At 53.1% G+C, this 14,693-nt stretch carries 13 protein-coding genes; 12 read left to right on the forward strand and 1 reads right to left on the reverse strand.

From position 1 onward, the window contains the following. From opp1B to MKY59_RS13860, 6 genes are all read left to right on the forward strand, one after another. Entirely contained in the window at positions 1–936 is a 936-nt protein-coding gene (gene opp1B, locus MKY59_RS13835; protein WP_339278388.1) for a nickel/cobalt ABC transporter permease, read from the forward strand. 2 nt (positions 937–938) lie between these two features. Then, positions 939–1,823 carry a nickel/cobalt ABC transporter permease gene (gene opp1C / locus MKY59_RS13840; protein ID WP_236413805.1) on the forward strand — a complete coding sequence of 295 codons (885 nt, stop codon included), beginning with the start codon at positions 939–941 and terminating at the stop codon, positions 1,821–1,823. Further along, positions 1,804–2,646: an ABC transporter ATP-binding protein gene (locus MKY59_RS13845; protein ID WP_339278051.1), complete on the forward strand. Its 843-nt coding sequence runs from the start codon at positions 1,804–1,806 to the stop codon at positions 2,644–2,646. The genes opp1C and MKY59_RS13845 overlap by 20 nt, the downstream gene beginning before the upstream one ends. After that, positions 2,612–3,367, forward strand: a complete 756-nt coding sequence (locus tag MKY59_RS13850) for an ABC transporter ATP-binding protein (RefSeq protein ID WP_339278052.1) — start codon at positions 2,612–2,614, stop codon at positions 3,365–3,367. Before MKY59_RS13845 ends, MKY59_RS13850 begins: the two co-directional genes overlap by 35 nt. Before the next feature lie 85 nt (positions 3,368–3,452). After that, positions 3,453–4,628 (forward strand): MFS transporter, encoded by a 1,176-nt coding sequence (locus MKY59_RS13855; protein ID WP_339278053.1) that lies wholly within the window; start codon positions 3,453–3,455, stop codon positions 4,626–4,628. A 260-nt stretch (positions 4,629–4,888) separates the two neighbouring features. Then, on the forward strand, positions 4,889–6,115 hold the full coding sequence (locus tag MKY59_RS13860) for a hypothetical protein (protein WP_339278054.1): 1,227 nt from the start codon (positions 4,889–4,891) through the stop codon (positions 6,113–6,115). A gap of 86 nt (positions 6,116–6,201) precedes the next feature. Here MKY59_RS13860 and MKY59_RS13865 read toward each other — a convergent pair whose 3' ends face one another. Further along, positions 6,202–7,236 carry a zinc-binding alcohol dehydrogenase family protein gene (locus MKY59_RS13865; protein WP_339278055.1) on the reverse strand — a complete coding sequence of 345 codons (1,035 nt, stop codon included), beginning with the start codon at positions 7,234–7,236 and terminating at the stop codon, positions 6,202–6,204. 136 nt (positions 7,237–7,372) lie between these two features. Here MKY59_RS13865 and MKY59_RS13870 point away from each other — a divergent pair, with 136 nt between their 5' ends. The 6 genes from MKY59_RS13870 (at position 7,373) to MKY59_RS13895 (ending at position 14,681) form a co-directional block, all read left to right on the forward strand. Next, positions 7,373–7,771, forward strand: coding sequence for a helix-turn-helix domain-containing protein (locus MKY59_RS13870; RefSeq protein ID WP_339278056.1), 399 nt, complete (start codon positions 7,373–7,375; stop codon positions 7,769–7,771). A gap of 169 nt (positions 7,772–7,940) precedes the next feature. Beyond that, positions 7,941–8,513 (forward strand): alpha/beta fold hydrolase, encoded by a 573-nt coding sequence (locus MKY59_RS13875; protein WP_236414332.1) that lies wholly within the window; start codon positions 7,941–7,943, stop codon positions 8,511–8,513. A gap of 389 nt (positions 8,514–8,902) precedes the next feature. Beyond that, positions 8,903–9,766 carry an ABC transporter permease subunit gene (locus MKY59_RS13880; protein ID WP_236414334.1) on the forward strand — a complete coding sequence of 288 codons (864 nt, stop codon included), beginning with the start codon at positions 8,903–8,905 and terminating at the stop codon, positions 9,764–9,766. After that, complete coding sequence (locus MKY59_RS13885) at positions 9,766–10,635, forward strand: carbohydrate ABC transporter permease (RefSeq protein WP_339278057.1); 870 nt, start codon at positions 9,766–9,768, stop codon at positions 10,633–10,635. Before MKY59_RS13880 ends, MKY59_RS13885 begins: the two co-directional genes overlap by 1 nt. A 24-nt stretch (positions 10,636–10,659) precedes the next feature. Next, a complete protein-coding gene (locus tag MKY59_RS13890) occupies positions 10,660–12,201 on the forward strand; it encodes an extracellular solute-binding protein (RefSeq protein ID WP_339278058.1) in 1,542 nt (513 codons plus the stop codon). A gap of 185 nt (positions 12,202–12,386) precedes the next feature. Then, complete coding sequence (locus MKY59_RS13895) at positions 12,387–14,681, forward strand: AraC family transcriptional regulator (RefSeq protein ID WP_339278059.1); 2,295 nt, start codon at positions 12,387–12,389, stop codon at positions 14,679–14,681. Positions 14,682–14,693: the final 12 nt, after the last annotated feature.

Below are 14,693 nucleotides of genomic sequence, written 5' to 3' on the forward strand. Positions count from 1 at the left end.
ATGGGGAGTTATATGATTAAACGAATGGCGCTCACCGTGCCGCTGTTGTTTGTCATCTCTTTGCTTGCGTTTCTGCTTGTGAATCTTTCGCCGATGGATCCGGCGGAAATGGTGCTGCGGGCGCAAGAAGTTCCGGAGATTACGGAACCGCTGCTGGAACAAACGCGCGAACGTTTGGGGATGGATCAGCCGTTGTTGGTCAGGTACGCGCAGTGGCTGGGTGACGGCTTGTGGCTAAACTTCGGAGAATCCTATGTGTCCGGGCAGCCGGTCTGGTCCATGCTGGGACCAGCAATGTGGAATACGGTCAAACTGACGTTAATATCGTGCCTGCTCATCATCCTGCTGTCGGTGTTCTTTGGTGTCGTTTGCGCGCTGAATGAAGGACGAACGCTGGACCTTTCCGTGAGGGGAGTGACGTTTCTGCTGACGGCAATGCCTTCGTACTGGCTTGCTTCGCTATGCATCTGGTATTTCTCCGTGAAGCTGGATTTGCTGCCGACGAGCGGCATGGATTCGTATCTTAGCTACATACTGCCCGTGTTTGTCATTGCCTCGGGGTACGTCGGCTTGTATTTTCGCAACGTCCGCAGCGCCATGCTTGCCAACCTGCATGAAGGTTACGTTCGGTATGGCCGTGCTTGCGGATTGTCCGAAAGCACGATTCTGAAACATGTTCTTCGCAATTCGCTGCAGGTGGCCGTATCGATCTTCTGCATGTCCGTTCCCATCATCCTTGGCGGTACCGTGGTCATCGAAAACGTGTTTGCCTGGCCGGGAGCGGGCAGACTGGCCGTCAAAGCCATATTGGGCAGGGACTTGCCCGTGATTCAGGCCTACGTGCTCGTGTTGGCAGTCACTTTTGTCGCGTTTAACGCACTGTCCGATCTGATCCATGCCGCTCTCAATCCGCGGTGGCGGAAGGAGGCATCATAAACATGAACATCGTTCGCCGTTTGAGCCAAGACAAGCTTGCCTGCATCTGTTTGTCATGGTTGGGCCTGGTCATGCTGGCGGGACTGCTCGCTCCGTGGGTATCGCCGCATGCGCCGGATGCCGTCGACATGAGCCTGCGTTACGCGCCGCCTTCCTGGGCATATCCGCTCGGCAACGATCATCTGGGCCGATGCGTGCTGTCGCGGCTTATCTATGGGATTCGGCCGAGTTTGCTCGGGGTGCTGGCCACGCTGGGCATATCGCTTGGCATCGGAACGTTCGCGGGTCTGGCCGCCGGTTATTTCAAGGGAAGGATCGACAGCATCGTGATGCGGGCATGCGATGTCATGCTTTCCTTTCCGGGTTATGTCACGACGCTGGCGGTGGTGGGGCTGCTCGGGCCTGGCCTGGAAAACATTTTGCTCGCCTTTGTCATTTCAAAATGGGCTTGGTTCGCACGGGTAATTCGGACATCCGTCATGCAGCATTCGGAAGCGGGATACGTAAAGTTCGCCAAGGCTGCGGGGATCGGGCATTTCCGCATTCTACGCAAACATATGCTGCCGATGGCGCTGGCCGACATCGCCGTGGTCGCCAGCAGTTCGATGTGCTCCATGATTTTGCAAGTGTCGGGCCTGTCGTTTCTCGGGCTCGGCGTACAGGCGCCGACGGCGGAATGGGGGATGATGCTGGGTGAAGCAAGGGATGTTATGTTTTCGAAGCCCGAATTGATGGTTGCTCCGGGACTTGCGATCATTCTCGTCGTCTGTGCGTTCAATTTTGCGGCAGATGGATTACAGGCGGCCTTGGATCCCAAATTGGCTTCCTCCCGGCAAAGGAAAGAAGTAAAAAAGGAGCGTGGAACGTATGAATATGCTGGAAGTTGATCGTTTGCGCGTATGGGACGCGAAGAGCGGACACGTCATCGTGCACTACAGTTCTTTCCGGCTGGCCGCCGGAGAATGCCTGGCCATCGTGGGCGAGAGCGGCAGCGGCAAGTCGATGACCTGCCGCTCGATCCTGAGGCTCCATGATCCGTCCATTCGGCAATCCGGCGAGATCCGTTTTCAAGGCGAATGCTTGTCTGACCTGCCGGAGAGGGACATGAGAGAGCGAAGGGGGAAACGCATCAGCCTGGTCATGCAGAATGGCATGAATGCCTTCGATCCGTCCTGCAAAGTTCGCGTTCATTTCAGGGAAACGCTGGGGCGGCACATGGGCTGGACGCGCAGGCAAGTCGATGAACGGGCGGAAATCGCCCTGGCGCAGGTCCAACTGCGGCCTGCCAAGGACGTTCTGAATAAATACCCTCATGAGCTTTCGGGAGGCATGCTGCAGCGTCTGATGATTGCGCTATCCCTGCTGCTTGAACCGGAGTTGATCATCGCGGACGAACCGACAACCGCGCTGGATGCCCTTTCCCAATACGAGGTGCTGGTGCAGCTCCGACAATTGAAGGCGCGCATCGGCTGCGCAATGCTGCTGATCTCGCATGATCTGGGTGTGGTGCGCACGATGGCTGACCGGATTTTAGTGATGAGACAAGGAAGAATCGTGGAGGAAGGGGATGCCGGGAATGTGTTGTCTCATCCGCGCCATCCTTATACGCAGCATCTGATTCATACCCGGCGCCAGCTCACGGAACCGTTCAAAACGATGTTGGAGGAGGGCGGATATGCTGAGCATGAACGGCGTCGAAAAGTATTATAGTGCTGGGGGAATGTTATTCAGAAAGCGTCAGCACATCTTAAGGGACATCCATCTATCCGTTGCACCAGGCGAGTGCTTGGGAATAATCGGGGAGAGCGGCAGCGGCAAATCCACGATCGGACGCCTGCTCTTGGGCATCGAACGCCCCGATTCGGGCAAGGTGCTGCTGGAGGGACTCCCCGTCTCCCGCAGGTCCGTGCGTGCGGGCAGGGTCAGCGCCGTTTTTCAGGACTACACGTCGTCGATCCATCCGTTTTATACGGTGGAACAAGCGTTATGCGAACCGGTCGCCGCCCTTCCACGGTCAAGCGCATATCGCCAGGAGCTGCCGGAACGTCTGGACTTCTGGCTTGAACAGGTGGGGTTAAGTCCGGCATACCGCAAAAAATATGCGCATGAACTGTCCGGCGGCGAGGCCCAGCGCGTCTGTATCGCCCGGGCGGTATTGACCCGGCCGCAATTCGTTGTCATGGATGAAGCGATCAGTTCGCTGGACGTATCCGTTCAGGCACAGGTGCTCGAGCTGTTGAAACAACTGAAGGAAACGTATGGCATGGGTTATGTTTTCATCACACATGACATTCAGGCGGCGGCCTATCTGTGCGAGCGGCTTGTGATACTCAAGTCGGGACGGATTGAAGAAACGGTAGACGTGTCGAAGCTGGGACAGGTTCGGTCCGATTACGCCCGGCGGCTGTTGGCATCCTCGATCGTATTATGAGCGGGGCCGCAGGGGATTTCCTTCGAGTTTTGCGCATAGTCGCAACGGCGCAATCACAGTCAACCATTTTGAAGGAGGAACATGGGTGAATGGAGCTTTAGCTTGGCCTTTCATGCGCCTGTATCTGCTCACGCTGCTCTATTTCAGTGCCAATGCGGTGCTGAACGTCATCATTCCGCTCCAAGGCGCCGCATGGGACGCAAGCAGCGCGACGGTTGGCCTGATCATGGGCGCGTACATGCTGACCACGATGTTTTTTCGCCCGTGGGCAGGCCGCATCATTCAGAGGCACGGGGCCGTCAAAATACTTCGTATGATTCTGCTGCTCAACGGAGCAGCTTTGATTTTGTATACATTTACGGGCATTGGCGGCTATATAGCTGCCCGTTCGTTACAGGGCGTGTGCACGGCCTTTTTTTCCATGGCCCTGCAAATCGGCATCATCGAAGCCTTGCCTGACAACGATCGCGCGCAAGGCATCTCGATGTATTCCCTGTTCAGTTACATTCCCGGCATCATGGTTCCCTTTCTGGCTATTGCCTTGTGGCAAAGCGGAGGCATGCCGTCTTTTTCGGTGCTTCTGATCGTGATTGCCGTGGCGACGGCGATATTCGGATATACGATTCGCTCGGACCAACAGGAGCACCCTGACAAGAATAGCAAAGCGTTTGGCAGAGAAACGGAACAACGGAGCATGTGGGGCATGTTCGCTCAGCTGGTGAAGCAGCCTGCACTGCGAACTTGCGGCATGCTGATGTTGTCGGCATCCGTCGTGTTCGGGGCGGTCACGGCTTTTATGCCGTTATACGCGCAAGAGGTGGACGGGGCCAATGCGGGTGGGTACCTCGGCATACAGGCTGCGGTCGTCGTTGCCGCCCGGTTGTTCTGGGGGAAAAAGCTGCCTTCCGGGGCACGGTGGAGTGCCCCCTTGATCATGGGCATGATGACGCTAATCTCCCTTTCGGCATTGAGCATTAGTTACGCTGCCGGCGGCGGTGCTGCCTTCTTATATTTGGGGGCAGTGCCGATGGGCATCGCGCAAGCGATTCTTTACCCTGCACTCACCACGCATTTATCGTTCGTGCTCCCTGCAGAAGATCGGAATGTGCTGCTTGGCTTATTCATCGCCACGGCCGATTTGGGCATTTCGCTTGGCGGCATGGTGATGGGAATGGTGGCGGATGCCGCCAATTATGCCCAAATGTTCATCGTATGTGCCGTGCTCGGTCTGGTCATGCTGCCTGTTGCCTATCGCCGCTGATGTCTTGCGTGCATTGGAGCGGCAGCATGATTTCATGGTTTGAAAAAACGCTGAAACGTTGAAGGGGGTTGTTTAGAAAGCTGCCTGATATCTGTCGTTTTTTTGATTCTGCATCGTCCCGGGCGAATGCCAAATCCCGATCCGATGACTTTTTCGACATGTTCCCGACTTTAGAGACAACCACTTCATGATTGCAGACGTTCATTATATAGAAAGGAATGGAATATAATGCAAGTCGATTTCTTAGTATGGAGTTGATCATGATCGTGGACGAGTCGAAGAATAAACGATGGAAAAAGGCGTTGTGCGGAGCGGCTGCTCTAGCTCTGGTATTAAACGGTTGTTCGTTGTCCAATGCGAAACCGACTTCGGTGCAGGTAGAAACAGAACGTGAGGTGACCCAGCCCGAGACGAGAAAGCCTAACGATGCTGCCGTTGATTCGGTCGTTTTAGGCGAGAATAACGGGATCGTTATCACGACGCCGGCCAAGAAAGGGAGCAAGATGCAGCGTGAAATTACGGTGGATTTGCGGGGAGATGTCCAGAAAACGTTTGTCTGGAACGCCGATATGGACGCGAATCGCCCGCCGACGATTGAGGAAGTTGACGTGAATGGGGACGGAGAACGGGAGATTGTCGTAAATATGAATGCCGGCAGGGGAACCGGGATCTCCATCTATGAAATTCATATTCTGAATTCAAACACGCTGGAGGAACTGGCGGTGGAGGACCCCATCCAAGCGTTAAATAAGAGGGTTATTTCTTCCGTGAAGCATGAGTCCGGGAAAACGTTTGTCCATGCAGAGTTGAACGGCCAGCATTTGAGCAAGGTGTATGACTATGAAGAGGGAGCTTGGGGAAAAAGGGTCGGTTTTGGCTCCATCGTATATTATGAGGTGGTGGATGGGCGATTGCGGGCAAAACTCGATGGCCAGGCCTCCATTTCGGAATTTCCGCTGCAGGTTGTGGTCGATTACGGCCATGATCTTCATATCGCGAATGTAGAACTCCATAGCGCTTACTTTATGGAGACGCCGCTAAACGAGGAAGATATCAACGTCTTGCTGCAGCACTGGCTGCCGAACGATGAGTGGGAGGTCAAACAGACGGATGATCAGTATACCGTGACATTCGTCAAAAAAGACCAGGATGCCGAGGCCATGGTGATGAAGGTCAATCCGATGACGGGCACGGTGCATGACAGCACTTCCGGAAGCCCGCTGAAAAGCCTTGTCAACAAGGATGCGCCAGATCTTGCGAAAATCACGAATGGCACACGGTATCAGGCTGAGCTGTATAAGTTGGCCGGGCCTTTGCTGGAAGCTGCCGATTTGCAGCCGGTTAACCGGGAATGGATCGAAGGATTCATCGGTGATGGATATTTGTTCGGGCGGGTGAAGCACAACGATCGGCAATTCATCATTAAACTGGATGTATTCACCGGGCAGTGGGAAGAAATCAAGGATCCGTTTGGGGAGTCGCCATGATGGCGGCTTTTTGCCGTCAAGTGTAATCGTTCCTGCCCTTGGTCAGGAGATGCACTCCAGAGACAAGGACAGGAACGAAGGGAGTGTTACTCGAAGCGTTCAATCACGATTTTGCCTGTCATACGGCCTTCTTCCAATATGGCATGGGCTTTTCGCAGATTGGCTGCGTTGATCGGGGAGTAGATTTTTGCCACCGTAGTCCGCAAACGGCCCTCGTCGACCATGCGGGAAACTTCGTTTAACAGGTTGTGCTGTTCTATCATATCCGCCGTCTGGAACATCGGTCTGGTGAACATCAGCTCCCAGGCAAACGTTGCGCTTTTGTTTTTGAGCAAGGTCAGGTCGAGCAGCTCATCCGTCTCCACAATGGAGCAGATCTTCCCTTGCGGGGCAATAGCCTCGGCCATTTTGGCCCAATGCTTCTCCGTGCTGTTCAGACAAAAAATGTAGTCAACGTGTTCGAAGCCCATCGCTTGAAGCTGGGGAACGAATGGTTCGTAATGGTTGATGATATGGTCGGCTCCCATCGATCTGGCCCAGTCGGACGATTCGGGGCGGGAAGCCGTACCGATCACGGTCAATCCGGCGTATTTGGCCAGCTGCGTTGCGATGGAACCGACGCCGCCCGCCGCGCCGATGATTAGAATCGTTTTGCCTTCGTTGCGCTCTTTGTCTGCGGTTATGCCCAAGCGGTCGAATAGTCCTTCCCATGCGGTAATGGCAGTTAACGGCAGAGCGGCTGCATGCGCAAAATCCAACGTTGCCGGTTTGCTGCCGACGATTCTCTCGTCGACGAGATGGAGCTCGCTATTCCCTCCAGGGCGGGCAATGCTGCCTGCGTAATAGACTTCATCGCCGGGTTTGAACAGCGAAGATTCCGGTCCGGCTTGCTCGACCACGCCTGCAACGTCCCAGCCGAGAACTCTTGGCGTGCTTTCGGTCCGATTTTTGGGTGCCCGCACTTTAACGTCGACGGGATTGACGGAGATGGCTTTGACTCGGATCAGCAAATCCCTCCCTGTAGGCACAGGTGCATCGATCACCACGTCCAGCAGGCTTTCAGGGTGTTCGATAGGCAAATAGTTCAACAGTCCAACGGCTTTCATTTGTTTGGTTGACATTATGGTTTCCTCCTCGGATATGCATGTATTATTGATTTATGGTTGTAAATATAACGCATATCAACTACCATGAATAGTACGCACATTAATGTTATGTAGTATACATTTGTATACCAATAAAAGAGGAGGCTGCAAAATGCGTGACCGCAAATCCGGATACGGCTATTGCCCGAATGAAGAAGGCTGCCCGGTGGAATATACGTTGGACGTCATCGGCGGAAAGTGGAAAGGGGTGCTTTTGTACCATATGATCGAAGGACCCAAACGATTTAATGAATTCCGGAGGATTTGTCCTGCCATTACCCAAAGAATGTTGACCCTTCAGCTTCGGGAGCTCGAGGAAGATGGCGTCGTGCATCGCGAAGTGTATCAGCAAGTTCCTCCCAAAGTGGAATATTCGCTTTCGGAATTCGGTCGTACGTTAGTGCCGATCATTACGGAAATGAAAATCTGGGGGGAAAAGTACAAAAAGTTGTCGGGTGCGGCTTCCGAACATGCGGAGTCCGCTGTGAAGTCGGTGCCTGATTCGATGTAGCGGGTCGGTTTCGCAAAGCTAAAAAGTTAGATCGTAGACGAAGGATGGCTTGTTGAAAAATAAGGCGTTTGAACTATTTGAATTCCAAATATTTACTTATAGTATATAAATGTAAAAATAAAGGAGGAGAGTGTTATAAGTGAAAAAAAGTAAATTTATGCTTGTTTTTATGAGCATGATGTTGGTCTTGGCTTTCACCGGGCTGGGCCAGACCGAAAGGGCAGCGGCGGCAACGGCACGAACGCCCGTTGTTTTTGTCCACGGTCTAACAGGTTCGGATAGCAATTTTACGTTCATTGAAAGTTATTTGCGCAGCCAAGGCTGGGCGAAAGACGAATTGTTCGCCATTGATCTGCCGAGCAAACAGGGCAACCAACTGTTGAATTCGGCAGCGATCAGCCAATTCGTTGATGACGTGCTGCGCCAAACCGGCCATTCGAAAGTGAACATTGTGGCTCACAGTATGGGCGGAGCGAACAGTCTGTATTACATATTGAACCGCGGCGGAGCGTCCAAGGTCGACAAGCTTGTAACCCTTGGCGGAGCGAATCGCCTTACGACCAATACCGCGCCGCAAGGCATTTCGGTGACCTCGATCTATTCCTTGAACGACACGATCGTGTCGCCTGTGCTTTCCCGGCTGGAAGGTGCTACGAACATTCCGGTTTCCCTCGTGTCCCATGTCGGACTGCTGTTCAACTCGCGGGTGAACGGTTTGATCAAAACCGCTTTGAACGAATAGTTGAAACTCTACGCACCTAAAGTTAAAAAGCTCTCGCAAATCCCCATGTCCAACACGGCTGCTTGAAGCAGCCGTGTTTTTGCATGTCTTTTTTACATGTCTGCCTGCTCGGCGTCATGACCAACCGATATTCCACCGAATGAACCGATCTTCCAGAACAGGGTGCCCAGGTGAATTGGTTCATGCGGCGGAGGATTGCACGATTGATGCGCAGGTATCGGACCCTTAACATGTGAACCACAGAACCAGCTCATCAATCCCATCATCCATTGCAAAAGGGGGCAAAGACAGGTATGGCTGACCGATCGGAAGCATCGACGCCGCACCCCGGAGTCAGCATTAACCCAAGCATCCGTGAAGGTTACTTGAGGAACATTAGAAAACACTGGATGCTCTATGTCATGATCCTTCCCGGCATTTTGTTTTACATCATTTTTAAATACATCCCGCTGGGGGGAAGCGTCATCGCTTTTCAGAATTATCAAATCATGAGGGGGATCTGGAACAGCCCGTGGGTGGGACTGGATAATTTCAAGTTCATTTTTACGTATCAGGATTTCTATCACGTTCTCCGCAATACGGCATTGATTGCTTTTTACAAGCTGGTGATCGGCTTTCCTGCTCCGATTCTGCTGGCACTCCTGTTCAATGAAGTGAGAAAAATGCTCGCCAAACGATTTTTGCAAAGCTTGTTTTATTTGCCGCATTTCTTATCCTGGGTCGTCGTCGGCGGGATCGTGTTTGAAGTGCTGTCCTCCGGCGGTTTCGTCAACATGGTGAGAGGATGGTTTGGCTTTGAAGCGATTCTGTATATGCAGCAGGAAAAGTATTTCCGCTCCATCGTGGTGTTGTCGTCCATATGGAAAGAAGTCGGTTGGGGCACGATCATTTACCTTGCTGCCATCAGCGGCATTGATCCGAACCAATATGAAGCGGCCGTGATGGACGGGGCGAACCGGTGGAAACAGACGATGTATATTACGCTGCCCGCGCTGTTTCCGACCATTCTGATCCTGTTCCTGTTAAACATCGGCAACTTCCTGGAGCTTGGCTTCGACCAGATCTACAACCTGTTGACGCCGATGACGTACTCCGTAGGGGATATCATTGAAACGTATGTATACCGTTCAGGGGTGCTGCAAGGGCAATATAGCGTAACGACGGCCATCGGCCTGTTTCAGTCGGTGATCGGTTTCATCCTGCTATGGATTTTCAATCGGCTGGCCAAAAAATCCGGGGAGGGATTGTGGTGATGAAGCAGACGTTCGGAGAAAAAAGCTTTCAGGTCTTCAACTACGTCTTTCTTACGGCAGCCGCCCTGACGATGATTTTGCCTTTGCTTCAACTGTTGGCCGTTTCGCTCAGTTCGCCGGTTGCAGCCGATTCCCAAGCCGTCTTCCTGTGGCCGGTCGAATTTACGCTGGATTCCTGGAAACATATTTTGAAAAGCACAGGATTATGGCAGTCGTTTGGCGTAACTGTTTTCATTACGGTAGCAGGTACGGCGCTCAGCATGCTTTTTTCGGTATTCACCGCCTTCCCGCTGTCCCGCAAGGAATTTCTGTTCCGGAAACAAGTGATGCTTGGCATCGTGATTACGATGATTTTTAATGCTCCGATGATCCCGTTTTTTCTGACGGTCAGGGAGCTTGGCATGATGAATTCACTGTGGTCCTTGATCATTCCTGGGGTGATCGGTACGTTCAACATGGTCATTTTGCGTACGTTTTTCATGAATTTGCCCAAGGAGCTGGACGATTCCGCCCGAATCGACGGATGTCATGATTTCCGCATTTTGTTCCAGATCTACCTGCCGCTCTCCAAACCGGTACTGGCCACGGTCAGCTTGTTCTATGCGGTGGGGTACTGGAATACGTTCCAGCGGGCGGTGCTTTTTATCCGCGATCCAGGGTTATGGCCCTTGCAAATGAAGCTGCGTGCGTATTTGACCAGCCCGGAGGAATTGGCTCAGGTGAACATGTTTCTCGGTGATTACAACTTCAATACGACGACGTTGAAGGCAGCAACGATTCTTTTTGCAAGCGTTCCCATCATTTTGGTGTATCCTTATTTGCAGAAATATTTCGTGAAAGGATCGCTCTTGGGGTCGCTCAAAGAATAAACGAGGATTGAGGGGGACAATTTCATGAGACAAGAATGGACACGTAAAATCGTACCGGCATTTCTTAGTCTGGCGCTGCTGCTGATCGCAGGTTGTGGAAGCGGCAGCCCGAATGCCGGATCGCAGGACGGCGAGAATGAAGGAGGAAGCTCCGGTGCTGCCAAAGTCAAAGTATTCAAAAGCCACATGGGCGTAGGCACATTGCCTGCTGCGGATAATCCGCATGTGAAGTATGTCGAGGAGAAAACCGGCGTCCAATATGAACTGATCACGACACCTCCCGGATCGGAGCCGTCCGAATACTTGAATTTGTTGATCGCTTCGAATGAGCTGCCGGATATTTTGCGCCCGATCGGAGGCGTGGAGCAAACGCTGATTCAGCAGGGCGGTGCGCTGCCATTGGATGAACTGCTGCCCGAGTACGCACCCCATGTCTGGGAGAGCATTCCCCAGGAAGCGTGGGATATCGTGCGCTCCGCTTCGCCTGACGGCAAAATCTACTATGTGCCTAAAGTATTTCTGGTTCCCGAGCGTGCGCCACTCATTCGCAAGGATTGGCTGGATAAACTTGGATTGGAGATGCCTAAAACGACCGATGAATATGTGGAGGTACTGCGAGCTTTCCGGGACAAAGACCCGAACGGCAACGGCAAAGCGGATGAGCTGCCTACCAGCGGCAGGGAGTTCGGCCGATGGATGGACCAATTGTTTGCGATGTACGGGGTAGCCATGTGGGAAGGATATCCTGAATGGGACGAATATGACGGCAAAATCCAGTACGCAGGCGTAACGGACAACATGCGCGAGGCCATCAAGTTCATCCGGAAGTTATACGAAGAAAAATTGCTGGACAACGAAACGTTCCTCAACAAAGGGGAAGTATGGCAGGCCAAAATCAACAACAATCAAGTGGGCAGCTGGTATCATCTGCCTGCGAACGTGCGCGATCGGTACAATGCCATGCTGACGCAGGCGCCGGATGCTTACATTGCAGCGATGCCGCTGCCGAAAGCAGAGGGGTTCGAAGCATTTGTTACACAGAAGAGCATGGGTGAGCCGGAGTGGATGATTCCGACCGTAAACAAGGACAATGCCCCCAATGCCCTGAAACTGCTGGATTTTTTCTACAATGCTGAAAACGATGAATTTGGGCGCTTCGGCCTCGAGGGCGAACAGCATGAAGTCGTCAACGGACGCAAAGTGATCCTTCCGCCCGCAGACAACAAACCGCTTGCCCTGGGCATGAAAAATTTGACGACGGCAGAGGACATGGACAAACGGATCGAAGAAACGTATCCGGAAGACCAGCAGCAGATGGTCAAAGACATGTTCGTCGTCAGCACCGCCGATGCGCGCCAAATTGCCGGTGACGGACTCCCGGCCTCGGTATATGAAGGATTTCCGGATATCCAGTCCCATAAGTTGTTCCAGGAGGTTTTGACCAAAATCGTCATTGGTGAGCTCCCGATCGAGGCTTATGACGACTATGTGGACAAATGGTATGCTGCCGGCGGTGAAGCCGTGACCCAGCGAGTGCAGGAATGGTATGAGAAGGTTAAAAATTAAAAACATGCATTCGCTAACCTCCCCATGGCTTGCGAGCAGTTCGATGGCAAAAAAGGCGAAATTTCGTAGAAACGCGGGAAATGATGACGGGACGGGGGAGGAAAATTAGGAGGTAGGGCCGGGTCGTCTTGGTCACATCACCGCTGTATAATGGCGTTATCACGCAAATAAGGTGGGAGACGGCCATGCCCCTTTCGTTTTTGAAATGGTTGAAATTTAATTTGACCAATACCCAAACCCGGCTGCTGCTGATTTTGACGATTGCGGTGTTCGCCATCATCATCGCCGTTGGCATGACGACGTATTATTCCTCCAAATCCGTGCTGCAGCAGGAGCTTAGCGAACCCCAACATCAGATGCTGCGCATCGGCATGAACGACATTGACGAGATGATGCGGGAAAGCGACCAAATCGCGGTCAAAATCGCCCTGAACGGGAACGTGTATCAATTTCTGACGAGCGACGTCCAGGCTTCGTACCAAAACATCACGGAGCTGCTGAAGTTTATGGAAACGCTGATCAGCAGCACGTCTTTCATTAAAAGCGCTTACATTTATGACGTGGAACGTGGAAGCATGGTTGCTTTTCCCCAAGGATTCAGTTCAAGCAAAGCCAACTTTCCCGATTCCGATTGGGTAGACGTTGCCGATGATTTTAAGGACCGGCCCATGCTGGTCAAACAGCGGGAAATCCCGTCGGCCTCGGGCCCACCCGCCAGGCAAATCACGCTTTATCGCAAAATCATGATATCGGGCCAGTTCAAGGGCATCATCGCCGTGAATTTCAAATCGGAGCAGATGTTCAGGCATATGCTGCAATCGTCGGTCTCCCGCCTTGACAGCCGCCGTTTCATTCTGGATGTAGATCATCAACCGTTATACGAGCTGGGAAATTATCGCGTTGGGGCAGAAGTGGTGGATCAGGTTCTCGCACAGCTGGATGGGGAGAAGATCGGGGAATTCGAGCACGAAGGCAAAACCTTGCTTGCTTCGCAAATCGTGTCCCCGTATACCGGATGGCGCTACTTGTCCGTCATTTCGCAAGACAGCCTGCTCGCGAGCGCGCAGAAGATCCGCAATACCGTTTTTGTCGTATCGCTGCTTGCGCTTGCGGCCGGAGCGGCGGCCATTGCCTTCTACAATGCATCCGCCTTCAGGCCGGTGAAGCGGATGCGACAACTGCTCAGCGGTTATGACAGGGTACGGATGGATACGGGCACGATCGATCTGGAGAAAATCACGAGCCAGCTGCTCACGGACCATGCCCAGCAGGCGATGAATTTGCGGCAAACGCTGCCGGAGGCTTCGAGCAAATTTTTGATGGACATCCATGCCGGCCATATGTCCGGGACCCGGGAACTCAGCGAGAAGTGGGAGCGATATTTCAGGGAATGGGATCCAGCGCCGCTCATCATCGCAATGTTGTCGATCGACGACTATGAGGCGTGGTGTAAACGATTCAACAAACCGGATCATTCCCTGTTGAAGTTCGCCATCGCCAATATCGCAGCCGAGCTGCTGTCCGGGCAATGGCGCGTGCTGACCGCCGATCTTGGGAGAGATCGCATGATGGTGATGCTTCAGCCCCTTGGTCGTTTCAGTGACGGCGACGCAGTGACTGCCATCGGAGAGACGCTCCCGATGATTCGCAGGCTGCTCAAATTCCAGGTGTCGGCAGGGGTCAGCGCGAATCACGACGGATATATGCACTTGCAAAAAGCGATGCAGGAAGCCGAGCTCGCCTTGGACTATAGACTTTATCGGGGGTATGAACAAGCGATTCCGTTTCGTGAGGTGGCAGCTGCGCCATTGGACGATGGTGTTAGTGAAGATCAGGAGACGATGGCTCCTTTGACGGAGAGTATCGAAGCCGGTCAGGCGGAGGCGGCGCTCCATGTGTTGGATAAAATGCTCTCTCGCCTGCAGCAGGAGAATACGCACCCTTCGAGAGCCATGGCCTGTTTGCGATCCGTGGCTGAAACCTTGGAAACCCTTCGTTTAAGTCGTGCCGCGGAATGCCGCGATCTCGAATTGTCCAGCTTGCGCACGATGCATCTGGAGGATGTCCGGGCGCTGCTTAAAGAGCAGGTCGAGGCGATGTGCGCGTGGTTTGGCGGCATGCTGCTCAGCAAGGATTTCGTTCTGTGCCAGCAGATGATTGCGTTCATGAACGATCATCTGGAGGAGCCCATAGGCATTCAGGACATTGCCGAGCACGCCGGGATCGGTACCAGCCTGGCCAGCCAGCTTTTCAAACAGGAAATGAACGAAACCATCCATGGATATTTCACCAAATTGCGGATGGAGCGTGCATGCAGGCTGCTGGTGGACACCGATTATAAAATTTCGGAAATCGCTTCCATGGTGGGGTACCAGCACGAGAACAGCTTTATTCGCGTATATCGCAAAACGAAGGACATTACCCCGGGAAAATACAGGGAGATGATGCGCACCCGAAGGGATTCCCTGTTGGAACCTTGAAGATTTTGCTGT

Origin of the sequence: Paenibacillus sp. FSL W8-0426, from assembly GCF_037969725.1 — a bacterium.
Classification (GTDB): domain Bacteria; phylum Bacillota; class Bacilli; order Paenibacillales; family Paenibacillaceae; genus Paenibacillus; species Paenibacillus hubeiensis.

Bases quoted from the DNA above. Each gene is read 5' to 3' on its own strand.
- opp1B (WP_339278388.1), top strand. From the start codon at position 1: ATGGGGAGTTATATGATTAAACGAATGGCGCTCACCGTGCCGCTGTTG.
- opp1C (WP_236413805.1), top strand. From the start codon at position 939: ATGAACATCGTTCGCCGTTTGAGCCAAGACAAGCTTGCCTGCATCTGT.
- MKY59_RS13845 (WP_339278051.1), top strand. From the start codon at position 1,804: ATGAATATGCTGGAAGTTGATCGTTTGCGCGTATGGGACGCGAAGAGC.
- MKY59_RS13850 (WP_339278052.1), top strand. From the start codon at position 2,612: ATGCTGAGCATGAACGGCGTCGAAAAGTATTATAGTGCTGGGGGAATG.
- MKY59_RS13860 (WP_339278054.1), top strand. From the start codon at position 4,889: ATGATCGTGGACGAGTCGAAGAATAAACGATGGAAAAAGGCGTTGTGC.
- MKY59_RS13865 (WP_339278055.1), bottom strand. From the start codon at position 7,236: ATGTCAACCAAACAAATGAAAGCCGTTGGACTGTTGAACTATTTGCCT.
- MKY59_RS13870 (WP_339278056.1), top strand. From the start codon at position 7,373: ATGCGTGACCGCAAATCCGGATACGGCTATTGCCCGAATGAAGAAGGC.
- MKY59_RS13875 (WP_236414332.1), top strand. From the start codon at position 7,941: ATGAGCATGATGTTGGTCTTGGCTTTCACCGGGCTGGGCCAGACCGAA.
- MKY59_RS13880 (WP_236414334.1), top strand. From the start codon at position 8,903: ATGCTCTATGTCATGATCCTTCCCGGCATTTTGTTTTACATCATTTTT.
- MKY59_RS13885 (WP_339278057.1), top strand. From the start codon at position 9,766: ATGAAGCAGACGTTCGGAGAAAAAAGCTTTCAGGTCTTCAACTACGTC.
- MKY59_RS13890 (WP_339278058.1), top strand. From the start codon at position 10,660: ATGAGACAAGAATGGACACGTAAAATCGTACCGGCATTTCTTAGTCTG.
- MKY59_RS13895 (WP_339278059.1), top strand. From the start codon at position 12,387: ATGCCCCTTTCGTTTTTGAAATGGTTGAAATTTAATTTGACCAATACC.